Origin of the sequence: Paractinoplanes hotanensis, from assembly GCF_023717965.1 — a bacterium.
GTDB lineage: Bacteria > Actinomycetota > Actinomycetes > Mycobacteriales > Micromonosporaceae > Actinoplanes > Actinoplanes polyasparticus.
In genome coordinates, this window is record NZ_JAMQOL010000037.1 from 110,467 (window position 1) to 136,801 (window position 26,335).

A 26,335-nucleotide genomic window follows, 5' to 3' on the forward strand; every position below is an offset into this window, starting at 1 on the left:
TTGCGCGAGCGACCTGACAACGGGAACGCGCGGCTCGGGCGCCGGCAGGTCCTTTCAGGTGCGGGGTCCTCGAACGCGCGGCATCGGATCGCCGCTCACCACAAGGCGGTTCGCATGGCGCAACGTTCGGCCCACCGAAGCTGACACCCCAACGGACGGGCACGAGCACCGGTCCGGCCGCGGGCGCCGGGCTCGGCAGTGCTATGCCGCTACCTGCGGCTGCCCGGGTGGAATGTGTCCGTTTCGCCGCGCGTCCCTGCGGATACCTGACCACACGTGCATCGCTCGTCGGCCCGATCGCCGAGCTGTCGGCGCGGCTCGACGCCGAGATCGGCGCCCGGCTGCCGCGCTGGGGCCGGCCGTCGCTCATCGACCCGGCCGTCAAGGCGGCCGAGGACGGCTTCGCGGTGCTGCCGCGAGGCTCCCCGGGCCACGGTGACCGGTGAGCTGCAGCGCTTCTTCACGTACTGGCGGCAGACGAGCCGGCGCACCGACTACGACCTGCCGGTGCTGCTGCTCGACGGCGCATGCGCTCTCCGCAGCCCTCAGCCGGGCCGTGGGCGGCAGTGTGAACTGCCGCCCACGGCCGGTGGCTCAGCCGGTGGTCACCGGCAGCGACCACACGTCGGCGATCGACGGGTCGTAGTTGCGTCCCTCGGCGTCCTCCTGGAACCGGACCCGCACCTTGCCGTCGGCGGTCAGGTCGGCCCGGTCGACCAGGACCTGGTAGCTGAGCGCGCCCACCCCGCCCTCGGCGCGCTGATACGACCGGGAGTGGACGACGACCCCGTCGACCAGGATGTCGTAGTCCTTCAGTTGCGCCCGGTCATAGGTCTCGACCGCGCGCAGAACGAACGGCGCGTCGGGCGCGACCGCGAGGTCGAACTCGAAGTAGCCGCCCGCAACCCCCTGATAGGTGTACCGCCGGGTCAGCCCGGCCTCGGTGCTGGCACCCGACTCGGCCGAGGCCTTCAGGTTGTGGGCCTGTTCCGAGGCGCTGTCCCCGAGATCGGCGTGGTCGGTCGCGCCGGGCGGCGGGACGGCGAGGACGACCCGTACGCCGGCGGAGGCCTTGGCGCCACCGGCGGCGGCCGTCAGCGTCGTCAGGCCCTCGGTGACGGTGATCGGCGCGGTCACCGGTACCACCACCGTGCTCTCCTGACCGGCCGCGACGTCGTAGGACTGCGCCGGTCCGGTCGGCCATCCCGCCGGCCCGGTCACGGTGAGGCTGCCCTGCGCCCGGATCGTCGAGCGGTTGCGCACCACCACACTGAGATCGGTCATGCTGCCGGGCGCCACTTCGGCCGAGCCCGCGGTGATCTCGACCGCCGGCGCAATCGTGAGGGCAGCCCCGATCGGCAGCGTGGCGGCGCCGGTATGCCGCCGATAGCTCACGGCGCCGGCCAGGTCGGCCGGCCCCGGCGCCTGGCCCGCTCCGACGCGTACGTCATAAGTTGCCGTCACCGTGCCGCCGGGCCGCACCGAGGTCGCCGGGGCCGGCCCGACCCTGGTCGACGTCCAGCCGGCCGGGACCGGCAGGTCGATGCGGACGTCGGTGAGCGCGGTGCTGCCCTTGTTCTGCAGCCCCGCCTCGACGCGCACGACGTCGCCGGGAACGAGGTCCCCGGGCGGCACGGTCAGCGAGGCGACCGCGCCGACCAGCGCGGCTGAGACCCGCGACAGACGCGTACGGATCTCGGCCACCTTCGCGCGCAACCCGGTGTTGCCCGTGCGCCGGTCGACGTCGGCCGCCGCAGCCAGCGCGAGGTGCACGGCGGTAGCGGTCGCGGCCGGGGAAACCTTGCCGTAGCTGAGGTCGGCGGCCGCCGTCGTGACCGCCAGAACGGGCGCCTGTCTCCTGATCGACGCCGCCGCGACCCGGGCCTCGCCGAGGTCGCCGCGGACGGCGTCGACCGCGAACCTGTAGGTGCCCGAGCCCACGGTGAACACCGCGTTGCCGCCGGCCATCCTGACGAACGTGACGCCCTCGGACGCCGGCTTCCCGCCTTCGGTGACCGCCCAGCGGCTGGCCGCCGGGATCTCCACGGTGGCTGTGGTGTTGCCCGGAACGGTGACGTCGAGCGCCATCTGCCCGGCCGCGTCGAGCTTCCAGCTGCTCACGAACTGGCCGTACCGGGAACGGTAGGTGGCCCGGGCGGAGGTGAGGCCGCCGCCCGGCTTGGGTCCGATGGTGACGTGCCGGAACCCGGGCGCCGCGTCGTCGGGCCGGATACCGCCGACGGTCCGGTACATCCAGTCGCCGACCGCGCCGTACGCGTAATGGTTGAAGGAGTTCATCCCGACGTCGCCGAAGCTGCCGTCGGGCTTGATGGAGTCCCAGCGCTCCCAGATCGTGGTGGCCCCGCGGGCGATCTCGTAGCCCCACGAGGGGAAGTCCTTGTTCGTCAGCAGCCGGTAGGCGATGTCGAGGTGCCCGGTGTCGGACAACGCCGGCAGCAGATCGGGAGTGCCGAGGAAGCCCGTCGACAGGTGGTAGCCACGCGAGGCGATCCGGTCCGCGAGCCGCTGCCCCGCGGCCTCGCGCCGGTCGGCCGGCACCAGACCCATGCTGAGAGCCAGCACGTACGCGGTCTGGCTGTCGCCCTGCACCCGCCCGTCGGCCGAGACGTACGCCTCGGCGAACGCGCCGGTGACCGCGGTGGCCCGGGCGCCGTACTTCTCGGCGTCGACCGTACGACCCAGCGCGGCCGCCATCTCGGCGAAGAGCCGGGTGCTGTACGCCGCGTAGGCGGTGCCGATGACGCCGGCCGGCGTCGGGTCGTCCAGGTTCAGCCAGTCCAGGTACGGCCCGGCTGCCGGCCGCAGCAGGCCGCTGCTGGTGGCCTGCACGTAGTCGACGTATCGGCGCATCGAGTCGTAGTGGTCGGCCAGCACCTTCGTGTCGCCGTAACGCTTCCACAGCGTGTACGGCACGGTGATCCCGGCGTCGGCCCAGCCGGAAGCCCCGTCGCCGCAGCAATTGCGCGGAGCGACGTCCGGGTAGGCCCCGTTGGCCGACTGGGCGTCCCGCAGGTCGGCCAGCCACTTGGTGAGGAAGCTGAGCGAGTCCATGTTGAACGTGGCCGTCTCGGCGAAGACGTTGATGTCGCCGGTCCAGCCGAGCCGCTCGTCGCGGGCTGGGGTGTCGGTCGGGATGGACAGGAAGTTGCCCCGCTGCCCCCACACGATGTTGCTCTGCAACTGGTTGACCATCGGGTCGGAGGTGGTCAGCTCGCCGGTGAAGGGCGCTGCCGTGCCCATCACCCGGCCGGTCACGGTGGCCAGGGTCGGCGTGCCGGGGAAGCCGGTCAGCTCCACGTACCGGAAGCCGTGGAACGTGAAGCGGGGCTCGTACACCTCGGCGCCCCCACCGGCCAAGGTGTAGTAGTCGGTGGCCTGCGCTGTCCGCAGGTTGGCCGTGTACACGGTGCCGTCCGGGTTGAGCACCTCGGCGTGCCGCAGCCGCACTGTCTGCCCGGCCGCGCCGGTGACCCGCAGCCGGGTCGCGCCGACCATGTTCTGGCCGAGGTCGAACACCCACACGCCGGGCCGGGGCTGGGTGAGGGTCTTCGCGCTCAGCTCCTGGGTCACCTTGACCGGCGGGTCGATCTGAGCCACCAGGCGTTGTGTCGGCGCGTCGCTGCCCACGGTGGCCGCGGACCAGCCGGCGTCGTCGAAGGCGGAGACCCGCCAGCCCGGTGGGTCGAGGCGGGCGTCGTACGTCTCGCCGTGGATGTTGTCGCCCCGCAGCACCGGGCCATCGGCGGCGCGCCAGCTGCCGTCGCTGACGACGGTCTGCGACGTGCCGTCGGTGTAGTCGACGCGCAGCTCCGTGAGCAGTTGGGGCCGGTCGCCGTACTGCTTGTCGCCGGACCAGCCGATGGAACCGGAGTACCAGCCGTCACCCAGCATCGCGCCGATGGTGTTCTCGCCCGCGACCAGCCGGTCGGTGACGTCGAAGGTCTGGTACTGGATCCGCTTGTTGTAGTCGGTCCAGCCCGGCGCGTGCTGGTGGTCGCCGACCCGGGCGCCGTTGAGCGAGAGCTCGTAGGCGCCGAGCGCGGTCGAGTAGATCCGGGCCCGGCTGACCTTGTGGTCGACACGGAATTCGCGGCGCAGCAACGGTTTCCCGGCGGTCTCGGCCAGCAACGTCTCGGTCGAGCCGGACACCTCGAGCCCTCGCGGCGTCGGCGTGCCCGCGGTGAACGGGTTGGCGCCACCGGTCAGGTCGGCGTCGACCTCGGTCCTGCCGCCGACCACGACCTTGACCGAGTGGACGACGGCGGCCTCGGCGCCCGCCGTCCGCAGCCCGACGGTTCCGCCCGCCCGCTTGTCATCCACGGTGGTGTCGACCAGGTTGCCGTCGACGAACGTCCTGATGGTCGTGCCGGTCGCCTCGATCCGCAGATCGTGCGGCTGGTTGAAGTCCGCCGGCGCGATGGCGAGAGGCACCTCCTTGAGAAGCTGCCAGCTGCCGCCGACCCGAACGTGCGGCCGCAGCACCGGAACGTCGTTGAAGTTGGCCAGCTGCCACATGTACGCGTCGTTCACGTTCCGGGCCCGGAAGAAGACCCCAGCCGCGTCCCTGGTGACCGTCAAACGTACGTCCACTGTGTAGTCAGTCCAGGTGGCGCCACCCCGTTCCCGCCCGATCCACTTGGCGTGCCAGTCCGAAGCCTTCAGCAGCCCGGTTTCCCACCACGACGGCGCGCTCCAGGCCGAGCCTCGGCCCTCGTCGTCCCAGACGCGCACCTGCCAGTGATAGCGGGTCGCCGAAGTCAAAGTCCTTCCCCCGTACGGGATCTGGGTCGACTCCGCGCTCGTCTTCCGCCCGCTGTCCCAGACATCGGCGGCGCCCGCCGCCAGCTTGGCCGCCGTCGAGGCAACCCGTACCTGGTACGCCGATTGCGTGACCCCGCGCCGCGAGGAGCCGATCAGCCACCCCAGCCGCGGATTCGGCGTGTCGATGCCGAGCGCGCCCGAGACGCCCTCGACGGTAAGCCCGGTAACGGCCGGCGCCGCCGCAGCAGCTCCCGCAGCTCCCGCTGGAGACGCGGTGACAGCCGTGAGCGTGCCCGCGACACACATGACGGCAGCCAGCAGACGGATGCCCGCCCGCCGAAGTCCCATTGTTCGTTTCAAGTCGCACCCTCCCGATCGATCGTGTGACGGAGTGGCCACCGACCGGGCGCGTGCCATCGCGGCACGCCCAAGCGCCCCGAAGACTATCGCTGATTCATGAAACGTTTCATCACGGTCGGTAACACGATCGTACGGTTCCGGTCACACAAGCGCAATCATGCACGTCGATCCGTCTCGGCCCGGATCCAGCGGAGGCGCCGACGGACACCAACCGAAGTGGGCGGACTCAACGCCCCTCTGCCGGAAGTCGCGAGTACGAGTCTCGCCCGGGCCCGCGCACGGCGGCGCGCGGGCACCAAGGTGTGCAACGCACGCGCGGTTCGTCCATTGCCGTCACGCCACGGGTGTATACCGACGAGATTGAGGTGGGCCGGCGACGGACTTCACGGCTGCCGGCGACGCAGAGCCCGGGCCGACAGCGTGGCCGCGCCGATGACGGCGGCGAGGATTCCGAGCGCCCACGGCCACCAGCTCCACCAGGTGTCCGCCGAGGCCTGCGCAGCGCCGCGAACCGCCGGAGCCGGGGCTGTCTGGGCGGCTTTCGCCCGCACCGCGACGGTCGCCTCGCTGGTGTACGGGGCGGGCGCGCGAACCGTCACCCGCCAGTCCCCCGGGGTCAGAATCGGGCCGCTGGCATAGAAACCCTGCCCCTCCCCCGCCGGTTCGAGCTGGACCGGGCCGACGGCCTGCCCGTCCGCGGCGGTGGCGCTGACGACCAGTCGCACCACTGCCTCGAGTCGGTGGCCGTCGGCGTGCTTCGCCTGCACGGTGACGCCGGTGGCGCCGTCGCCGGCCACCTCGAGTTTGAGCTTTCCCTCGTGGGCCCACGCGGGGCCGGCCACCGGCACGAACGCCAGCACCAGTCCGGTCAGCACAGCGGCACCCGTACGGCGCATCGAGTACTTCCTTTCTTCGGGCACAAGGGGCCCGCCCCGGAGCGGGACGGACCCCCTGGTGCGTCAGCGTGAACGGTTCGACGGAGGCTTCCGGGTCGGGTCGCCCTTGAGCCAGCCGTTGCCGGCCTTCCCGGCGAACGACCCGGCTGTGCCGCCGAGCCGCACGATCATCGCGTCGGCGTCGCGGAGCAGGGTGTCGCGGACGTCGGTGTCGGTGACCAGCTTGGTGTCGGCGGCAAGCTTCTTGAAGGCTTTCAGCTCCTTGATCGCCTTGTCGTCCTTGCCGCCCGCCTCCGCCTTGCGTACCGCGTCAAGCTTCTTCGACAGATCCTTGTGCCCCTTGCTGGAGAGCCGGCTGGTCGCCTTGAATCGGTCCAGCAGGTTCTGCATGTCCCGGAACGAGGTGGCCACGAAGAATTGCACCGTGGTCGTCGTGCGGTTGCCGGCCTTGTCGATCGCGGTCGCGGTCAGGTCGTGCAGGCCGAGCGGCAGCTCGTACAGGGCCAGCAGGGCGCCGTTGGTGTACGCCTGCCCGTCCAGGGTGGCCGCGGTGCTCTGGATTCCGGAGCTCGGGTCGACCGCCTGCCAGGAGACCCGGACGTCCTGGCTGTCGCCGTAGAGCTGACCGTGGGCCAGCCCCGCGACGAGCAGGGTCGGCTTGCTGCCGTCGATGCGGAGGACCGCCGACTTCAGCGTCTCCGCGTTGCCGGCCTTGTCGGTGGCCCGGTAGAGCAGCTCGTGCTGCCCGTCCCCGGTCACGTCGATCGGTGCGGTGTACGGCGTCCAGGCGCCGCCGTCGAGCGACCACTCCAGCCGGCCGACTCCCGATCCGGCGTCGGCCGCGGTCAGCGTGACCGGGATGACCCCCGCGTGCCAGCCGTTGTCGTTGGCCGGAGCGAACTGCGCCGTGGTGAGCGGGGCCGTGCTGTCGATCTTGACAGCGACCGACTTGGCCGTCTCCACGTTGCCGGCCTCGTCGGTCGACCGGAAACGCACCTCGTGGGCGCCGTCGCCGCTGACCAACACCGGAGCGGTGTAGGCGGTCCAGGCTGTGGCGCCGTCGAGCTGATACTCGGTGCCGGCCACGCCGCCCTCGTCGGCCGCGGTCAGAGTGACCGTGGCCGCCGCGGTGTGCCACCCGTCGACCGGCGTCCCGGAGACCTCAGCCGTGGTGACCGGCGCCTCGGTGTCGCTCGCCGCGGTGCTGACCCGGAAGTAGTCGAACGCCGCGGTCTTCGAGGCGGTCTGGTTCGCCCCGAGGGTGAAGAGACCCATCTTGGGCGTGGCCCCGACAGCCGCGTTGGTCAGCGCCGGGAACGTGGTCCAGTCGGTGCCGTCGGCCGAGTAGGACGCGGTGTAGGTGGTGCCCGCCTTGGCCAGCCGCAGGTGCCACACGGCCGAGGTCAGGCTGCCGAGCTGTGGCTGCGGATCCTGCACGGCCGCACCGATCTCGCTGCGGAACTCGAGCCTGCGGCTGAGCGGTTGCCCGGCCGTGTTGTCGAGGACGTAGTCGAACTTGATGTAGTTGTCGTCGTCGCCGTACACGATGAGACCGGCCTGCTGGTACTGCTCGTCGAGCAGGCTGCCGTCGACCTTCGTCTGCACGGTCCAGTCGCCCGTCGGCGCGTTCTGCAGCATGAAGTTCGTCGGCCCGGTGTTGCTCGCGGTGTAGATGTCACCGTTGGACACGTCGATCCGCAGCGACCCGTCGGTGACCCGGTAGGCCGCCGCGTCCTCGCGGACGATCGCGTCCCACCGGCACTTGTCCAGCGTGGCCGCGGTGAACTCGTCCGACGGATCGACCGGTCCGGCCGGCTCGTCGGGCGTGAGCCGGAACCAGTCGAAGGCCGCGTCCACCACCGGCGCCGTGGTGCCGCCGTTGAGGGCGAAGACCCCGACGCGCGGGTTGACGATGCCGGCCAGGGCAGCCGGGCGGCCGGCCGGGGTGAACGACTGGCCGTCGGCCGAGGCCTCCGCGGTCAGGTTCGTCCCGTCGCTGCTGATTCGCAGATAGACGACCTCACCGGCGGGCGCCGCGGTGCTGTCACCGTTCTCGTTCCGTGGGGTCCCGGCGGTCTCGCGGATGAATTCCACCGTACGGGCGCCGTTGTAGATGAGGTCGAGCTTGGCGTAGTTGTCGTCGTCGCCGTAGACGATCAGGCCGGCCTGCTGGTAATTGGCGGTGACCGGCAGCGTGATCTTCGTGGTGGCCTGCCAGGCGCCGGCGGGCGCCGGTTGCACCACCAGGTTGGTGGCGTCGTTGCGGGTGCCGTAGAGGTCACCCACGCCGGTCGGCAGGCGCAGCGATCCGCCCGAGACCGAGAAGGTCTGGTTCTCGCGGACCACCGTCCAGCGGTCGCGGGCCAGCGAATCACCGGTGAAGTCGTCCGAGCGCGCCCCGAGACAGTCGGTGTTCGGCGCCTCCACCTTTACGGGCACGTTGGTGTAGGCCTTGGCGCCCCGCTTGTCGGTCACCGTCAGCGTGGCGGTGAAATTCCCGGGCGTCCGGTACGTGTGACTGGCGTCCAGAGTGTCGGCCGTGCCCCCGTCGCCGAAATCCCAGGCGTACGTCAGCGGGGTGTCGCCTTCCTCGTCGGTGGCCGTGCCGTCGAACGCGACGGTGACCGGAGCGGTGCCGGCGGCCGGTGTCGCGACCGCGCTCACCGTGGGCGGCGCGTTCTCGGTGACGCCCCGGCCCAGGAAGTCCATCCAGTTCACGTTGAACAGGAAGCCCGTCCCGCCGGCCGGGTCGCGGGCGACGAAGAACAGCGACTCGGTGTCGGTGGCGGTGACCGGAGCCGTGACGTCGGCCCAGTTCCCCCACCCGCCGGTGCCCGCCACGTCGGCCGTGGCGACCAGCGGGCCGTCGGGCGCGCCGGAGCGGACCTCGAGCCGTCCGCCGGCCGTGCCCGACGAGACCCGGAAGCGGATGGAGTCGACGCCGGTCAGGCTGGCCGGGTCGATCGACCACCAGTCGCCGTCCTCGACGAAGCCGATGTTCTGGCCGCCGCCGGCCGGGTCGTTGGTGGTCTCTTTCTGCACACCCGCGTCGCCGCCGCCGACACCGCCGGGCACGCGGCCCGTGGCGGTGAAGTACTCGGCCTGCTTGCGCTTGGGCTGCAACTGCTCGATCGCGCGGCCGGTGAGCGGACCGGCCCCGCCACTGCCGCCGTCGTCGGTGTAGGTCGCCTCGAACACGGCGAAGACGTTGGCCTCGGCGCCGTGCCCGGCGGCCAGGGCGGTCTGCACGGTGCCGGTGCAGCCGGTGTGCTGCTCCAGCGGGTGGGCGTGCTCGTCGTGGCCGAGCAGCACCTGCAGGCGTACGCGGTCGCAGTCGATCGTGCCGTCCTCGGGGTCGGTCACCTTGATCGTGTACTTCACCTGGTCGCCCCACTCGAAGAAGCCGCCGTCGGGCGGGAACTCGATGGACACGGCCGGCATGGTGTTGCCGACGGTCACCGGCACGTTGGCCACCGCCGTACGCCCCTTGGGGTTGGTGACGGTGAGCTGCGCGGTGTAGTCGCCGGCCTCGGTGTAGGTGTGCGTGGGGTTGGCCTCGGTCGAGGTTCCGCCGTCGCCGAAGGTCCAGGCGTAGGTCAGCGTGCCGCCGTCGGGGTCGCGGGAGCCCGCGCTCGAGAACTTGGCGGTCAGCGGCACCGGCCCCGATGTCGGGGTGGCGCTGGCGGCCGCGATCGGCGCGCGCTCACCGGCGATGTAGTCGATCCGGTAGATCCCGGAGTTGTCGTTGTTCCCGCCGAAGCCGCTGCCCCACTCGATCAGGTACAGCGCGCCGTCCGGGCCGAACTCGAAGTCCATCGGGCGTACGAAGGTCATGCCGGTCAGCAACTGGTTGATGTCGACCAGGGACTTGCCGTCGGCGGTCACCTGCATCGTGTACATCTTCGACTGGTTCCACTCGCCGAACATGGCCTTGCCGTCGTAGTAGGCCGGCCACTGGCGCTCGGACTGCACCCCGGCGTCGAACCGGTAGACGGGCCCGCCCATCGGGGCGCCGCCCCCGCCGATCTCGGGGAAGCGCGGGTTGCCGCTGTAGTCGTAGTCGACCGTCGCGCTGACGACCGGCGGCAGGGTGGTCAGACCGGTGTTGTTGGGCGAGTTGTTGACCGGCGCCGCACAGTCGAACTTGGCCCCGCTCGGCCCGGACGGGAACTGGTAGTCGTTGTACGCGTAGTTCGCACCGGCGCAGTACGGCCAGCCGAAGTTGCCCGCGGCGCCGACGATGTTCCACTCCACCGTGCCCTCGGGCCCGCGGTTCGGGTTGGCCGCACTGGCGTCCGGCCCGTAGTCAGCGACGTACAGGGTGTTGGTGGCCGGGTCGGTGCCGATCCGGAACGGGTTGCGCAGGCCCATCGCGTAGATCTCGGGCCGCGTCTGCGCGGTGCCCGGCGCGAAGAGGTTGCCGGCCGGAACGGTGTACGTCCCGTCGTCCTCGGGGTGGATCCGCAGCACCTTGCCGCGCAGGTCGTTGGTGTTGCCCGCGGTCCGCTGGGCGTCGTAGTCCTGCCGCCCCGGCCGCTCGTCGATCGGCGTGAACGCGTCCGACTCGAACGGGTTCGTGTTGTCGCCCGTGGCCAGGTAGAGGTTGCCGTTGCCGTCGAAGGTCATGCTGCCGCCGGCGTGGCAGCAGGTGTTGCGCTGCGTGTCGACCTGCAGCACGACCTTCTCGGTAGCCGGGTCGATGCTGTCGCCGGCCACGGTGAAACGCGACAACAGGTTGCGCGCGACCCCGTCGTTGCGGGCGTAGTAGAGGTAGACCCAGCCGTTCTCGTCGAAGTCCGGGTCGAGCCGGATCCCGATCAGCCCGTCCTCGTTGCCGGTGAAGACGTCGAGGTCCACGGCGGTCACCGTACGACCGGTGTCCGGCTTGACGATCTGGACGCGGCCGTCACGCTCCACATAGAACACCCGGCCGTCGTCGGCGATGTCCAGCTCCATCGGGTTGCTGGTGTTGGCGTCCAGGGTGACCTTCTCGAAGCTCTCGGTCAGCGAGGCGCCGCAGTCGGCGTCCACCGCCCCGGCCGCGCTCCGGATGCCGCCCAGCAGGTGGGCGAGGAACTGCGGATCGGCGTACGACTCCTGGGTGTGCCCGCCACCGGTGTACCAGGCCCGCCCGCCGTCGTAGTCCTGGCACCAGGCGGTCGGGTGGTCGGAGCCCATCGCCCCGGCGCCCGGGGTGTAGCTGGTCTCGTCGAGGCTGGCGAGCACGTGGACGTCGCCGCGCGGGTTGGACCGGAAGTTGTACCACTCGTCGAAGCGCGACCAGCGTTCCGGCAGCCCGTCCGTGGACGGGTGGGCGGGGTCCTCGACCTTGACGGTGGCCTGCTGGTTGGCCGGGTGGGCGGAGAAGTACGCGCCCACCAGCTCGCCGTACCAGGGCCAGCTGTACTCCGTGTCGGAGGCGGCGTGGACGCCCACGTATCCGCCACCGGCCTTGATGTAACGCTCGAAGGCGCTCTGCTGCCCCGGGTCGAGCACGTCACCGGTCGTGGACAGCCAGATGACCGCCCGATACTTGGCGAGGTTGTCGTCGGTGAAGGCCGCCCCGTCCTCGGTGGCGTCGACGCTGAACCCGTTGTCGGCGCCCAGTTGCCGGATGGCGGCGATCCCGGCCGGGATCGCGTCGTGCCGGAACCCGGCGGTCTTGGAGAAGACGAGGACGGAGTAGGGCTCTTCGGCGGCGGCCGCCGGAGCCGGCGCGGCGAGCGCGGCCGGCGGACCGATCAGGCTGCCGGCCAGCAGGGCACACGACATCAGGGCAGCGGTCAGTAGATTCCGCCCAGGGTGGCGGGAACGTCGACGGGGCACGGGTGCTCCTTGTCCTTTGTAGACAGTTGATAGCCGGGCCGGCCCGCCGATGGCCTCCCCGTAGCGCACACGCATCGAAATTTGTTTATCAGTTGTACAAACTTCGGCCCTGCGCTTCGTTTCAAGCAAGAGATCGGCGTGTAACAGTTTGATAACTGACCGTGCCGATGCGCATCTCGCCCGGACAATGCGGGCCTATTGACCGATCTCTATCCGGCCGCTGATGATCGTTACGACCCGCCAGCCCCATGGCAGGCCGAAACGAAGGGCGACGACTCATGCGTCGTAACCGTCCCCTGGCCCGGATCGGGGCCGCCTCCGTCCTCACCACGCTCCTCGTTGCGGTGTGGGCCGCCCCTGCCTACGCCGACCCCCCACCCAACCTCCCGCAGAACGCGGGCGGCTACGAGCAGACGTTCTCCCCCGCCTACGACTACGACACCGACGGCTGCTACGCCACGGCCGCCATCGGGCCCGACGGCACGATCGCCACCGGGCTCAAGACCACCGGCGCGGTCAACGGCAGCTGCCGCGACCAGTGGGATCTCGACAGCGCCCAGACCTACGCCCGGTCCAAGTGCAACAACGGCTGGTGCGCGATCGTCTACGCCAGCTATTTCGAGAAGGACCAGGCCGTCGCCGGCAGCGGCCTCGGCGGTCACCGGCACGACTGGGAACACGTCGTCTCGTGGGTGAGCCAGGCCACCAACCAGGTCGAGTACGTCAGCACCACCCAGCACGGCTCGCAGGTGACCTATCCCCGGTCACAGGTGCGCTTCGAGGGCAGCCACCCGAAGGCCGTCTACCACAAGGACGGCGCGTCGACCCACTTCTTCCGGCTCGCCAACAGCAACGACGAGCCGCCCGAGAACCACTACCACAACTGGCGCTACCCGCCCCTGGTCGACTGGAACGGCTGGCCCAGCCTCGAGCTGCGCGGCCAGCTGATGACGGCCGACTTCGGCTCGGCCTCGATCAAGATCAAGGACGGCTCGTTCGAGTACCTGCTGAACGCGGCCAAACCGGCCGGCATCCCTTTCACTCCGTACGCCTAGGGTCTGTTTCGTAGTTGGGGTGGGAGCGAGGCGCGGTCCAGATTTCGTCTGGTGGTGGCCCGTGGAAGCCCGGCTCCCGGTGTTGGAACCGGGTTTTCGCGGGACGCCGCCAGGCGGGATCTGGGCCTCGCCGCAGCCCCGCCTCAACTACGAAACAGACCCTAAACCGGACCCGCTGCGGTTCAGCGCACCTGCCGTGCGCTGAACTGCATGCGCGGGGTGGCGTAGAACTCCTGAGCCTCGATCAGCTGGAGCTCACGCTCGCCGGAGCGGTAGGTGGTCTCGATCAGGTCGAAGACGCTCGAGGCCGTGCGTTCCAGCGCCACCACCGCGTCCTTGGCGGCGACGTAGTGGGCGGTGAACAGGGCCGCCGTCACGTCGCCGGAGCCGTTGGCCTTGAACGGCAGGTGCGGGGTGGTCACGAGCCAGGCGCCGGCGTCGTCGACGGCGAGCATCTCGATCGTGCCTTCCTGGCGGTCGGGCCGCTCCACGCTGGTGACCAGCACGGTCGAGGGGCCCAGGGCCCGGGCGAGGTCGGCCGAGGCCAGCGTCGACTCGATGCTCGCGGGCTCGGTGCCGGTCAGGAAGCCCAGCTCGAACTGGTTGGGGGTGATGATGTCGGCCACCGGCACCACCCTGTCGCGCAGCAGCTCGGGGATCTCGGGCGCGACGAAGCACCCCGACTTGGCGTTGCCCATGACCGGGTCGCACGCGTAGACCGCCGACGGGTTGGCCGCCTTCACCCGGCGCACCGCGTCGACGATGACGTCCCCGATGCCCACCGAGCCCTGGTATCCGGACAGGACGGCGTCGATCCGCGGGAACACGCCCCGCTCCTCGACCCCGAGCAGGATCTCGGCGACATCCGGCGGTGGGATGAGGGGCCCCCGCCACGCGCCGTAGCCGGTGTGGTTCGAGAAGTTCACCGTGGGAACCGGGACGACCTCGACGCCGAGGCGTTGCAGCGGGAACACGGCCGCGGAGTTGCCGACATGGCCGTAGGCGACCGCCGACTGGATGGACAGAACCTTCATCCCCCCAGCCTAGAGACCCCGGGGGTCGCCCAGCAGCCGGACCATGTGACGCCCGACGTCGACGGCGTTGTCGGCGTAGCGCTCGTAGAACCGGCCCAGCAGGGCGCCGTCGATGGCCGCCTCGACGCCCAGCGGCCAGTCGCTGCTGAGCATGACGGTGAACAGCCGGCGGTGCAGCTCGTCCATCACGTCGTCGTCGCGGTCGAGGCGGCCGGCCAGCACCACGTCGCCGTCGGCCAGGGCGGACACGACCGTCCCGGCCAGGCCGTCGGCCACGCCGCCCATCAGACCCAGGATCTCGGCCAGCTCGGGCGCCGCCGCGGGCACCGGGTGCCGCCGCAAGGTCGCCCGGGCGACATGCACGGCCAGGTCACCCATCCGCTCGAGGTGAGCGGCCACCTGCATCGCGCTCAGGAGGGCCCGCGTGTCCTCGCTGTCCGGTTGCTCACGGACGACCAGGTCGAAGATCCTGTCCTCGAGGACGCGGGAGAGCACGTCGATCTCGGCGTCGCGGACGGTCACCTGCTGGGCCAGCGTGCTGTCGGAGGTGAGCAGGGCCGCGCTGGCCTGCCGCATCGCCTCCCGCGCGGCCATGGCCATGGTGACCAGCGTGCCGCCGAACGCGTCGCGCATGCTCGCTCCTGTCCGAACGCGGAAAGACGCGAGCGTACCGCTACGTTGTGTCGCCGACGTCACCGAACGTGGGCCGGGGTCGAGGAGATACCGTGCTGAAGGCCGTCCACCGGAGGCACGATGGAGGCCTGGGCAGAGTCAAGGATGGGGAGCGCAACGTGAGTCAGAACGTGCTGGCGTCGGCGGCGGGTGTGGCCGCTCAGGCGGGCCGGAGGCGTACGTTCGCGGTGATCTCCCATCCCGACGCCGGCAAGTCGACCATGACCGAGGCGCTCGCCCTGCACGCGCGCGTGATCGGGCAGGCCGGCGCGGTGCACGGCAAGGGCGACCGCAAGGGCGTGGTGTCCGACTGGATGGCGATGGAGCAGCAGCGTGGCATCTCGGTCACCTCGGCCGCGTTGCAGTTCTCCTACCGCGACACCGTGATCAACCTGCTGGACACGCCCGGGCACGCCGACTTCTCCGAGGACACCTACCGGGTGCTGACTGCGGTCGACAGCGCGGTCATGCTGCTGGACGCGGCCAAGGGGCTGGAACCGCAGACGCTCAAGCTGTTCGAGGTCTGCCGCCAGCGGCAGATCCCGGTGATGACCTTCATCAACAAGTGGGACAGGCCCGGCCACGACGCCCTCGCGCTGCTCGACGAGATCGAACAGCGGATCGGGCTGCGACCGACCCCGTTGACGTGGCCGGTGGGTGTCGCCGGGCACTTCCGCGGCGTGGTCGACCGCCGCACCGGCCGGTTCATCCGCATGGAACGCTCCCCCGGCGGCTCCGACCTGGCCATCGAGGAAGAGATGGACGCGGACGAGGCGGCGCGGCGCTACGGCGCGGACTGGGACACCGCCGCCGAGGAGCTCGACCTGCTGGCCATGACCGGCGCCGACCACGACCAGAAGACCTTCCTGGCCGCGACCAGCACGCCGGTGCTCTTCGGCGCGGCGGTGGCCAACCTCGGCGTCCGGCAGCTGCTGAATTTGCTGGTCGAGCTGGCGCCGCCGCCGGCCGCGGCCCGCCCCACGGTCGCCGGCACGGACCAGCCGGTCGACGGCCCGTTCTCCGGGTTCGTCTTCAAGATCCAGGCGAACATGAACCGGGCCCACCGCGACCAGGTGGCGTTCATGCGGATCTGTTCCGGCCGTTTCGAGCGCGGCATGATCGTCAAGCACGGCGTCACCGGCCGCCCCTTCACCACCAAGTACGCCCAGCAGATCTTCGGGCAGGGCCGCGACACGATCGACGAAGCCTTCCCGGGCGACGTGGTCGGCCTGGTCAACGCGACCGCGCTGGGCATCGGCGACACCCTCTACACCGAGACCCCGGTGCAGTACCCGCCGCTCCCGTCGTTCCCGCCGGAGCACTTCGCCGTCGTGCGCACCTCGGACACCTCGGCCTTCAAGCGGTTCCGGCGCGGCATCGAGCAACTCGACGGCGAGGGCGTGGTCCAGGTGCTGCGGTCCGAGCAGCGGGGCGACCAGGCCCCGGTGCTGGCTGCCGTGGGACCGATGCAGTTCGAGGTGGCCACCTACCGTCTCGAGGCCGAGTTCGGCGTCCAGGTCAAGCTCGACCACCTGCCGTACGAGGTGGCGGCCCGCACCGACGCGGCCGGCCGCGAGATCCTGCGCACCGAGTCGAACGTCGAGGTCATGACCCGCGTACGCGATGACGCCCTGCTCGCTCTGTTCCCCCACCGCTGGCGCCTGCGCACGGTCGCCGGACGACACCCCGATCTGCGACTCGACGAGTGACACTCGACGAGTGACAGCGGTCATGCTAGTGTCTTTCCCGTTGCAGTTTTGATTTCCATGACGTTTCTGGCGCCTGAATGGGTTGTCCAAACCCGCTCGGCGCCTTTCGTTTGTCGTGTCGGTTCGGCGCGGGTGATCAACGCGGCGGCGCGTACGGGTCCGCACAGTGCGGCCTCGAACAGCCTGCAAGGGAGCAGACATGACGACTGGTACCGTGAAGTGGTTCAACGCCGACAAGGGCTTCGGCTTCATCACCCCCGACGACGGTGGCGCTGACGTCTTCGCCCACTTCTCTGCGATCGCGACGAGTGGCTACCGCAGCCTCGACGAGAACCAGAAGGTCGAGTTCGACATCACTCAGGGCCAGAAGGGCCCGCAGGCGGAGAACATCCGCCCGCTCTGATTTACGCGCTCCACGAACGGCGGTCCGCTTCACAGCGGGCCGCCGTTTCGCGTCACCGCTCGACCACGAACTGATTCTGCGCGAGATCGCCCCAGGTGACCGAACGCGCCCGCCGAACGAGTCCCGGACCAGGACCTCACGGTCAGCCGACGGGGATCCGCGGGGCCGGCGCCGGGGTGGTCAGGCCCGGCCGCCACCAGTTCCACCGGCCCAGCAGCGACATCGTCGCCGGGAGGAGCAGGCCGCGTACGACGGTGACGTCCAGCAGGACCGCCACGGCCATGCCGACGCCGATCTCCTTCACCGCGACCAGGCCGCCGAGGACGAAGCCGAGGAAGACGATCCCGATCGCCAGGGCGGCCGTGGTGACGACCGGACCGGCGGCGGTGATCCCGGCCAGGACGGCGCGGTCGTTGGCCGCGGCGTCGGTGGCCGTCCGGCGGTCCCATTCCTCCTTGATGCGAGCCAGCAGGAACACCTCGTAGTCCATGGACAGCCCGAAGGCGAACACGAACAGCAGCAGCGGAGTCGTCAGGTCGAGCGCACCCCACGGTTCGAAGTTCAGCACGCTCGCGCCCCAGCCCCACTGGAAGACCGCGACCAGCACCCCCATGGTCGCCAGCAGGGTCAGCAGGTTCATCGCGATGGCTTTGACCGGCACGACCACCGAGCGGGTGAGGGCGAACAGCAGCGCACCGGTGGCCAGGACGATGATCGTCAGGGCGACGGGCAGGCGCTCGGCCACCGATCGTCTGGCGTCGGTCAGCTCCGCCGCGGGCCCGGCCACCAGCACGGGAGCGGGCGCGTCGAGGGCCCGCAGGGCGGTCACCAGCTGCTGAGCCTCCCGGCTGTCGGCGGCCCCGCTCGGCACCACGTCGGCCACGCTCACCCCGGGTGGCAGCTCCGACCGCACGTACACGTCGGATACGCCCGGCAGCCCCTCCATGGCGGCGAACAGCTCGGGGATGCCGGGCTGCTCCGGCCCCGCCTCGACGACGACGGTCAGCGGCTGCTTCGGCGGGTCGGCGAACTTCTGCTGCGTCGCCTCGTACGCCTGGCGTGCCTCGCTGCTTCTCGGCAGCACGCGGACGTCGGAGTTGGCGAACTCCACGAAGAACAGCGGAGCGCTCAGCGCCAGCAGGCCGGCCGCCGTCGTCAGCGCCACCGCACGCGGCCGGCGTTGAGCGAACCCGGCCAGTCGGGCCAGCAGGCCGGGGCCCCGCCGGCGCCATCGGCTGCGCGCGGGGATGCGCCGGTGGGCGGTGGCGATCAACGCCGGCACCAGTGTCAGCCCGGCCGCCGTGGCCAGGACGACGACCAGTGCTCCGCCCATGGCCATCGCGGACAGCAACGGATCACCGAAGGCGAACAACCCCACCAGCGCGGCGGCGACCGCCGCGCCGGAAACCAGCACGGCCCGGCCGGCGGTGGCCACCGTACGTTCGATGAGATCGGCCGGCGACGCGCCGGGATCGGCGGACCGCTCCTGCTGGAACCGGGCGATCATCAGCAGGCTGTAGTCGACCGCCAGCCCGATGCCGAGCAGGGTGACCACGTTGACCGCGTACTCGCTGACCGGCAGCAGGCGGGCCAGCCCGGTCAGCGTCAGCAGCGTGGCGGCGACCGCGCCCAGGGCAGCCGCCAATGGCAGCAGGCCGGCCCCCAGACCACCCAGCAGCACGATCAGCAGAAGCGCCACGCAGACCAGAGCCACGGATTCACCGACGGCGGCGTCCCGGACGGCCTGGTCGCCGAACTCCCGCTCGGCCAGCAACTCGCCGCCGACGAGAATCTCGGACGCGTCGATGCGGCGCAGGGCGGCGCTCACCTGGTCGGCCACCCGCAACGCCTCGTCGTCGCTCAGGCCCGGTTTCAACTCCACCGAGACCAGGGAGCTGCGGTTGTCGGTGGAGATCTTCCGCGTACCGGTGGTGTACGAATCCTCGACCTCGGCCACCCCGGGGATGGCCCGGATCTCGAACGCGGTCCGGGTGACGCTGTCGATCAGGCCGATGGCGCCGACGTCGCGCCCGGAGATCACCGCGACGACCCGCTCGCCCTCGGGCGCCACCGCATCGAGACGGTCCTGCGCGACGGCGGCCGGGGCGCCGGCGGGCAGAGTTTCGACAGACTGCGTGCGATCGTAGACAGAGCCACCGAACACCGCGCCGGCTACCGCGATGGCCAGCCACACGGCGATGACAGCGAGGCGCCGCACATACATCGCACGACCTAGCCCAGCCAGCATGACGCCCTCCTGACAGGCGCCGGAGGGGCAGCCGCGGCTATGCAATCACCACGAGCCGCCGGGACGCAACCGACCTCATTGATGTTTGTCGATCCCCCTGCCAGGATGGCGTGATGACGAGCGCGCGACGCCTGGTCTCGGCAATGTCCGTCGTGGTGCTGGCCGCGGCCGGCGCCCTCGCCGCCTCGCCGGCCACGGCCGCGGTGAAGGCCGACGTCGACCCGGCCACGGCCGCGGAGAAAGGCGACCCGGACACGCCCTGGCGCATGCGGCACTGGCCGCAGACCCAGCCGTGGCAGGTCGACGAGGCCGCCACGCTGAGCCGTCCCGGCGGTGGCGGGCCGCAGCCGATCGATCCGCAGCGCTACGAGCTCCCCGACACGATGACGTGGTCGGACTACCGGCCGGTGCCCGGCACCGACTGGGCGAATCCGGCCGTACGCGGGTCGGAACGCAACTTCAACGGCGCTCTCGTGCTCGTCGACTATCCGAACCAGCCGTTCGTCGTCACGCAGCCGGCGAACTCCACCATCTACGGCAACCCGTCCGGCGTCCAGAATCTCGCCCGTGCCGACGTGCCACAGTTCTACCGCGACTTCCTCAACCGGCCCGGCGGGCTCAACCGCGGCCACACCATCCACGAGTACTGGATGGAGGACTCCAACGGGCGGTTCGGCATCGAGCTGAGCGCGTTCGGCGTCTACCAGATGCCGAACGAGAGCCACGAGTACGGCGTCGAGGCCCAGATGCAGCGCGGGCAGGGCTGCCCGGCCGGTGACACCTGCGGCCGCAATCTGCGTACCGACGCTCGCGCCGCCTGGATCGCCGCGGTGGGCGAGGACGAGGCAGCCCGCTACGACTTCGTCTTCTTCCTGTCGGCCGGGCAGGACGAATCGGCCACCTGGCAGGAGTTCGGGCCGATGAAGTTCACCACCAGAGAGGACGTGTCCGAGGACTTCGGGCCGCCGGACGACGCGCTGCCGAACTGGAACGCCACCCGCTACGTCGATTGGACCTCGTGGCAGGCGTCGGCCAACATCTGGCCCAACGCGACCCAGGGCAGCTCGCTGCAGGCCGAGAGCTCGGGCATGTCGACGTATGCCCACGAGTTCAGCCACATCCTCGGGGTCGGCGACAACTACAACAACCCGTACGGAATCCCGGCCCGCCGCGACTACAGCGGACCGTGGGAAATGCTCAGCCGGGGCACGTTCAACGGTCCCGGCGGCCCGCACAGCCGCTGGCTGATCCCGGGCACGGCCGGTTCGTCGATGGGCGCCCAGCACATGCTGCGGAACAAGATGAAGCTCGGCATCGTCTCCTCCGATGCGGTGCTGCGCCTTTCCCGCGAAGCGCTGGCCGCCTCGGGCGTGGTCGTGACCCGTGTGACGGCACGAGCAGTCGATCAGGGGCTCGCGGGCATCAACGTGACGCTCGACGGCGGCGACCGCTCGCCCGCCTGCGACGCCGCGACCGATCCGTTCTGCGACGGCGGCGGCTACGGCAACTACACGCTCGAGGTGGTCGACCGGATGGGCTTCGACTCGTTCACGCCCGACTCCGGCGTGCTGCTGGCCAAGACCAAGGACGCGGACGCCGCCCCGTTCATCTGGACCGTCGACGCCAATCCGCAGGACATCGACAAGGTCGACTTCGTGTTGCCGGACGGCACGCCGCAGAAGATGACGATCGGTGACTACCGCCAGCTCTCCGACGCCCTCTTCCACGCCGGCACCGGCTCGGGCAGCCGGTTCGAGTACGTCGACACGCCGAACCGCCTGCACTTCTACGTTCTCGACCGCCAACGGAACAACAAGGGCGTGCTGTCGTACGACGTGGCTGTCCGCTCCCTCGACGGAGCCGGCCCGTCCGCCCGGGGCGTCAAGGCGTACCCGGCCACGGCCCGCCCCGACCACACCGGTTGGGCGCGCTGCACCCTTCGCGTACGCAACACCGGCCGAGCCGCCGACGTCTTCCGCGTCACGGCCCCGGGAGCCACACTCCCCCGCACCGTGGTCGGCATTCCCGCCGGCCGGACGGCACCGGTGGAAGTCTGGACGAAGAACACCCGCCGGGCAACGGTGACCCTCACCTCGGAGAGCAACGCCGCCGCCGGGAGCACAACATCGTGTGCGACCCGGTGACCGCTGCCGCCGGCGGTCGAACGGAGACGGCCGGCTGACCAGGGGAGATCACGCGAGCGAACGCGGATCTACAACCGTGGGCAACCGGCCGCCACCAAGCCCGGCGGCTCTTCGAGGAGCGCCGGGCCGTCTTGTTACAGCGGGCGGATGTTCGCCGCCTGCAGGCCCTTGGCGCCCTGCTCGACGTCGAACTCGACCCGCTGGTTCTCTTCGAGGCTGCGGAAGCCGGATGAGGCGATGGCCGAGAAGTGCGCGAACACGTCAGCGCCGCCACCGTCCTGAGCGATGAAGCCGAATCCCTTGTCGCCGTTGAACCACTTGACGGTACCGGTGGCCATGTTTTTCTCCTGTCGACTCGTGAGAGGCGCACTGTGCGCCGCCCCGCGTCGCCGCGCTGATCACCGTGTACCGACGAAACAAAAAACGCCTGACGGGTTGAGACCCATCAGGCGTCGGGAAACGTCCAAGGAAATCAATACTGCAACCGGACCAATCTAGCACGGGCCTACGTCCCGGCGCGATTCGGACGTAGGCCCGTGGGGGCGTTGCCGCACGACACCCAGCGACCGGGTTCACGCCGACGGCCGGGCCGAGCCGTTCACGGTAAGCGCGATCATCGCGACGTCGTCGTCGACCTCGGTGAACGTGGTGAGCAGGCCGGCGAGCGCCTCGACGACGGCCGGGGCGCTGGTCGGACCCTGTCCCTTCGCGAACTCGAGCAACGCCTCTTCGCCGTACCGCTCACCTGGCCCGGTGCGCGCCTCGGTCAGCCCGTCGCTGTACAGGATCAGGGTGTCGCCCGCCCCCAGCGAGATCGTCCGGGCGACCAGACGCGGCTCGGCCAGGATGCCGACCAGCGCGCCACCGTCGGTCGAGTGGTACGCGGCGGAACCGTCGGCGCGCACCACGAGGGCCGGCGGGTGGCCGCCGGAGGCCACCGTGGCGGTGTAGCCGCTGCCCCGCCGTTCGAGGACGCCGAAGATGACGGTGCAGTGCCTGTGCCCCGGCGCGGCGTACTCCTGGTAGAGGACGGTATTGAGGTTCCGGAGCACGGCGACCGGCTCGGAATCGTAAACGGCGGCCGCGCGCAACGTGTAGCGGGCGGCGGCGGTCACCGCTGCCGCGGCCACCCCCTTTCCGCGGACGTCACCGAGGAAGAAACCCCACCGGTCGCCGGACAGGGGGAAGATGTCGTAGAAGTCGCCGCCGACCTCGTCGTCGGAGGCCATGTGGTAGTGGGACGCCGTCGTCATGCCGGGCGGAGCCGCCAACGAGGCCGGAAGCAGGCTGCGCTGAAGGCCGCTGACCAGCAGGCGGAGCCGGTCCCGTTCGCGGTCGGCCGCCTGCCGGGCTTCCAGCAGCTGGTTCTCGTACGCACGCCGCTCGCGCGCGTCGAAGACAGTCGTCCGGATCAGCAACGGAGCGCCGCTGCGTCCGACCTTGACGGTGGAGGTGATCAGGACCGGCAGGGGGTGGTCACCACCGGTACGCAACTCGAGCGCGGCGCCTTTGGCCTCGCCCTGCAGGTACAGAAGCGGCGCGTACCGGGCCTCGTAGAGCAGACGGCTGCCGGGTGCGAGCAGGTCGGCGAAGCGGCGGCGGCCGATCAGGTCCGCGCGGGCCCAGCCCGTCCAAGTGAGCAGGGTGGTGTTGACCTTCGCGATCGTGCCGTCCGGCTGCGTGGAGATGAAGCCGCAGGGCGCTTCGTCGTAGAGGTCGCCAAGATCGTCCTCGAGCAGAGCCGGAAACACGCCGGTGGACGGGGCCGGCTGTTGCGCCGGCTCGCCCCGGCGGTAGGACCGGCGGCCGAGCGGCCACACTATGCGCGGACGCACTCGGTGACCGGATGTCCTGGTGGTTTCACCCGTCGAGTCTCTCATCCGGGGTATGAGCGCGTCGCCTCCTGGTCAGGCGCCGGGCGGTGTCGAGGAGATCGCGGGTTTACCGGCCCGCGCAGCGGGCACGCTGCTGACAGGCGTCGTCGGTCCGCGCACGTCTCCATCCTGCCCGCGGGCATCACCGCAGCACTTGAGGAGATCGGCATGACCCAGCTCAGCCCGTCCACGCCCCCGCTTCCCCGGCAGGTGACGGCGCCGATCGCCGACGTCACAGGCTGGACCGGCCTAGACGTCCGGGCCGTGGACACCGTGCGGCTCCTGGCCGCTGACGCCGTGCAGAAGACCGGCAACGGTCACCCCGGTACGGCGATGAGCCTGGCGCCACTGGCCTATCTGCTGTTCCACGACGTCATGCGGCACGACCCGAACGACGACCAGTGGCTCGGCCGGGACCGCTTCGTGCTGTCCGCCGGGCACACCAGCCTCACCCTCTACACCCAGCTTTACCTCAGCGGGTACGGCTTGGAACTCGAGGATCTGCGTGCCCTGCGCACGTGGGATTCCGCCACACCGGGACACCCCGAATACCGCCACACCCGCGGCGTGGAGATCACTACCGGGCCGCTCGGTCAGGGCCTGGCCAGCGCCGTCGGCATGGCCATGGCCGCCCGCCGCGAGCGCGGACTGCTCGACCCGGACGCCGCGCCCGGCACCAGCCCGTTCGACCATCACGTGTACGTGATCGCCTCCGACGGCGACCTCATGGAAGGCGTCACCGCCGAGGCGAGCTCGCTGGCCGGTCACCAGCAACTCGGGAACCTCGTAATGTTCTACGACGACAACCACATCTCCATCGAGGACGACACCGACATCTCCTTCAGTGAGGACGTCCCGGCCCGCTACGCCGCGTACGGCTGGCACGTGCAGACCGTCGACTGGACCCGCACCGGCGAGTACGTCGAGGACATCGACGCCTTGCACGCAGCTGTCGAGGCCGCCAAGGCGGAGACCGGCCGGCCGTCGCTGATCAAACTGCGCACCATCATCGGCTGGCCCGCCCCGACGCTGCAGAACAGCGGCAAAGCGCACGGATCCGCCCTCGGCGCCGACGAGATCGCCGCGACCAAGCGGCTGCTCGGCTTCGATCCGGAGGCCACGTTCACCGTCGAGGACGACCTGCTGGAGCACACTCGTGCGGTCGTCGCGCGCGGGTCACGCGTACACCGGGACTGGCTGCCCGGATTCGAGGCCTGGCGGACCGCTCATCCGGACCGGGCCGCCCTGCTGGATCGGCTGCTCAAGCGGCAGCTGCCCGACGGCTGGACCGCGGCGCTACCCACCTTTGCCCCCGACGCCAAGGGGATGGCGACCCGTAAGGCCTCCGGGGAGGTCCTGTCCGCGCTCGCGCCGGTGCTGCCGGAGCTGTGGGGCGGCTCGGCGGACCTCGCCGAGAGCAACAACACCACCATGACCGGTGAACCGTCGTTCATCCCGGCCGACCGGCAGACCCGGAACTGGTCCGGCGGCCCGTACGGCCGGACGCTGCACTTCGGCATCCGGGAGCACGCCATGGGCGCCGTCCTCAACGGCATTGCCCTGCAGAGCCTGACCCGGCCCTACGGCGGCACGTTCCTGGTCTTCAGCGACTACATGCGACCGGCCGTCCGGCTGGCCGCGCTGATGCAGCTGCCCGCCACCTACGTCTGGACGCACGACTCCATCGGCCTCGGCGAGGACGGCCCCACCCACCAGCCCGTCGAACACCTGGCTGCGCTCCGCGCCATCCCCGGCCTCGACGTCGTCCGGCCGGGCGACGCCAACGAGACCGCGGTCTGCTGGCGAACGATCCTCGAGCACACCGACCGGCCCGCCGGCCTGGTCCTCACCCGGCAGAATGTGCCCGTCCTCGAGCGCGGCCCGCAGGCGTACGCCCCGGCCGACGGCGCCGCCCGAGGTGGCTACGTCGTGGCCGGCGCCGACACCGACGCGGACGTGCTGCTGATCGGCACCGGCTCGGAAGTGCAGATCGCCCTCGACGCCCGCGAGCTGCTCGCCGGCGACGGTGTCACCGCCCGGGTGGTCTCGATGCCGTGCCGGGAGTGGTTCGCCCAGCAACCGGCCGCCTACCGCGACGAGGTCCTGCCGCCCGCCTTGCGGGCCCGGGTCAGCGTCGAGGCCGGCATCGGCCAGGGCTGGCGCGAGATCGTCGGCGACGCCGGGCGCATCGTCAGCCTGGAACACTTCGGCGCCTCCGCCGGCTACCAGCGGCTCTACCAGGAGTTCGGCATCACCCCGGATGCCGTCGCCGCAGCCGCGCGCGACAGCGTCCGGGACACCGCCGGTCCGGTGCGTCCCGGTGGCTCCCAGCTCACCGCGAGTCCCACGGTCGGCGGCACGGGCGACCGGCCCGCCTGAGCGGGCCCGTGTAACCACGCCGCGACGTGGACACCGTTTCAGCGTAGTGTAAGACACACAGTCGTACTATCGGACATGCTGCTGCCCTGGTCCTCGGCGGTTCCCGAGCCAGGAAGAGGTGCAGCCATGACAGGGCGCTCACATTCGGGAGCCGTGCTGCTCAAGCGCGGCCGAACCCTTGATGGCCGTCGTGGATGAGTTCATCGTCCGGGTGACTCGCCTGGTAGCAGACGAGCCGGCTCGGCCGGGCGACGGCCATGGCGTCGCGGGAATGCTGCGCCGGTTGTGCAGCGCCGCCGAACGGGCTCTGTCCGCCAACGGCGCCGGGGTCAGCGTGCTGGCCGCCGGCGGGATGCGGGGCGTGGCTGCGGTTTCCGCTCCGGCCTACGAACCACTCGAGGAGTTGCAGTTCTCGCTGGGCGAGGGTCCGTGTCTGGACGCGTTCGCCAGCCGTCAGCCCGTGCTCGTGCCCGATCTCTCGGACGGGGCGATGGGCCGATGGCCGGGGTACGCGCCGGCGCTGCACGACAGAGGGGTGCGGGCCGTGTTCGCGTTTCCGCTGCAGATCGGCGCGGCGCGTCTGGGCGCCCTCGACGTCTTCCGGGATGAGGTGGGCTCTCTGACGGCCGATGAGTTCCGGAACGCGTTGACCTTCGCCGACATAGCGGTGACGACGCTGCTCGACGGTCAGGCCCGGGCGGCGCCCGGTGCGGCCGCTGACGGGCTGGACGACGAGGTGGTGGGGCAGCGGGCCGAGTTGTTCCAGGCACAGGGGATGGTGGCCGTGCAGTTGGGCGTCTCCCTGGCCGATGCTTTGGCCCGGCTCCGCGCGTATGCGTATGCCGAGGACAGGGCATTGGGAGAGGTGGCGCGCGACGTCGTGGCGCGTAGGGTTTCGTTCGATAGCGGCCAGTCGTGACCGCCGTCGGTCCGGTATTCGGAGAAAGGCGGTA

General features: G+C 70.7%; 15 protein-coding genes and 1 pseudogene. 7 read left to right on the top strand and 9 right to left on the bottom strand.

Annotated elements, in window-relative coordinates:
* Positions 1–227 precede the first annotated feature (227 nt).
* Positions 228–446, top strand: a complete 219-nt coding sequence (locus tag LXN57_RS25785; protein ID WP_251800792.1) for a hypothetical protein — start codon at positions 228–230, stop codon at positions 444–446.
* A gap of 148 nt (positions 447–594) precedes the next feature.
* Here LXN57_RS25785 and LXN57_RS25790 read toward each other — a convergent pair whose 3' ends face one another.
* The 4 genes and pseudogenes from LXN57_RS25790 to LXN57_RS25805 all read right to left on the bottom strand — a co-directional run bounded on the left by LXN57_RS25790 (position 595) and on the right by LXN57_RS25805 (position 11,810).
* Entirely contained in the window at positions 595–5,130 is a 4,536-nt protein-coding gene (locus tag LXN57_RS25790; protein ID WP_251800793.1) for a family 78 glycoside hydrolase catalytic domain, read from the bottom strand.
* Between the two features lie 167 nt (positions 5,131–5,297).
* Positions 5,298–5,501, bottom strand: a pseudogene (locus LXN57_RS48615) (Fic family protein); the annotation flags it as partial.
* 24 nt (positions 5,502–5,525) lie between these two features.
* Positions 5,526–6,038, bottom strand: a complete 513-nt coding sequence (locus LXN57_RS25800; RefSeq protein ID WP_251800794.1) for a hypothetical protein — start codon at positions 6,036–6,038, stop codon at positions 5,526–5,528.
* 63 nt (positions 6,039–6,101) lie between these two features.
* Positions 6,102–11,810 carry a ThuA domain-containing protein gene (locus LXN57_RS25805; RefSeq protein ID WP_251800877.1) on the bottom strand — a complete coding sequence of 1,903 codons (5,709 nt, stop codon included), beginning with the start codon at positions 11,808–11,810 and terminating at the stop codon, positions 6,102–6,104.
* Between the two features lie 332 nt (positions 11,811–12,142).
* Between LXN57_RS25805 and LXN57_RS25810 the strand changes: the two genes are divergently transcribed.
* Positions 12,143–12,919, top strand: coding sequence for an NPP1 family protein (locus LXN57_RS25810; protein ID WP_251800795.1), 777 nt, complete (start codon positions 12,143–12,145; stop codon positions 12,917–12,919).
* A 182-nt stretch (positions 12,920–13,101) separates the two neighbouring features.
* Here LXN57_RS25810 and pdxY read toward each other — a convergent pair whose 3' ends face one another.
* Both pdxY and LXN57_RS25820 read right to left on the bottom strand, forming a co-directional pair.
* Entirely contained in the window at positions 13,102–13,953 is an 852-nt protein-coding gene (gene pdxY, locus LXN57_RS25815; RefSeq protein WP_251800796.1) for a pyridoxal kinase PdxY, read from the bottom strand.
* 9 nt (positions 13,954–13,962) lie between these two features.
* On the bottom strand, positions 13,963–14,586 hold the full coding sequence (locus LXN57_RS25820; RefSeq protein WP_251800797.1) for a phosphate signaling complex PhoU family protein: 624 nt from the start codon (positions 14,584–14,586) through the stop codon (positions 13,963–13,965).
* Between the two features lie 158 nt (positions 14,587–14,744).
* On the opposite strand from LXN57_RS25820, the gene LXN57_RS25825 reads away from it, so the two are divergent.
* Together LXN57_RS25825 and cspE are read left to right on the top strand one after the other, a co-directional pair.
* On the top strand, positions 14,745–16,334 hold the full coding sequence (locus tag LXN57_RS25825; RefSeq protein WP_251800798.1) for a peptide chain release factor 3: 1,590 nt from the start codon (positions 14,745–14,747) through the stop codon (positions 16,332–16,334).
* A gap of 199 nt (positions 16,335–16,533) precedes the next feature.
* Positions 16,534–16,737 carry a transcription antiterminator/RNA stability regulator CspE gene (gene cspE / locus LXN57_RS25830; RefSeq protein WP_184995226.1) on the top strand — a complete coding sequence of 68 codons (204 nt, stop codon included), beginning with the start codon at positions 16,534–16,536 and terminating at the stop codon, positions 16,735–16,737.
* A 142-nt stretch (positions 16,738–16,879) separates the two neighbouring features.
* Here the strand turns inward: cspE and LXN57_RS25835 are convergent, their stop codons facing one another.
* Positions 16,880–18,961 (bottom strand): MMPL family transporter, encoded by a 2,082-nt coding sequence (locus LXN57_RS25835; RefSeq protein WP_251800799.1) that lies wholly within the window; start codon positions 18,959–18,961, stop codon positions 16,880–16,882.
* A 137-nt stretch (positions 18,962–19,098) separates the two neighbouring features.
* Here LXN57_RS25835 and LXN57_RS25840 point away from each other — a divergent pair, with 137 nt between their 5' ends.
* On the top strand, positions 19,099–21,129 hold the full coding sequence (locus tag LXN57_RS25840; protein WP_251800800.1) for a M6 family metalloprotease domain-containing protein: 2,031 nt from the start codon (positions 19,099–19,101) through the stop codon (positions 21,127–21,129).
* Positions 21,130–21,263: 134 nt separating this feature from the next.
* On the opposite strand, the gene LXN57_RS25845 is transcribed toward LXN57_RS25840, so the two are convergent.
* Positions 21,264–21,467: a cold-shock protein gene (locus tag LXN57_RS25845; RefSeq protein WP_221380327.1), complete on the bottom strand. Its 204-nt coding sequence runs from the start codon at positions 21,465–21,467 to the stop codon at positions 21,264–21,266.
* A 234-nt stretch (positions 21,468–21,701) separates the two neighbouring features.
* A complete protein-coding gene (locus tag LXN57_RS25850) occupies positions 21,702–22,964 on the bottom strand; it encodes a SpoIIE family protein phosphatase (protein WP_251800801.1) in 1,263 nt (420 codons plus the stop codon).
* Positions 22,965–23,171: 207 nt separating this feature from the next.
* Between LXN57_RS25850 and tkt the strand changes: the two genes are divergently transcribed.
* Together tkt and LXN57_RS25860 are read left to right on the top strand one after the other, a co-directional pair.
* A complete protein-coding gene (tkt, locus tag LXN57_RS25855) occupies positions 23,172–25,382 on the top strand; it encodes a transketolase (protein WP_251800802.1) in 2,211 nt (736 codons plus the stop codon).
* Positions 25,383–25,563: 181 nt separating this feature from the next.
* Positions 25,564–26,301 (top strand): GAF and ANTAR domain-containing protein, encoded by a 738-nt coding sequence (locus LXN57_RS25860; RefSeq protein WP_438872913.1) that lies wholly within the window; start codon positions 25,564–25,566, stop codon positions 26,299–26,301.
* Positions 26,302–26,335 lie beyond the last annotated feature (34 nt).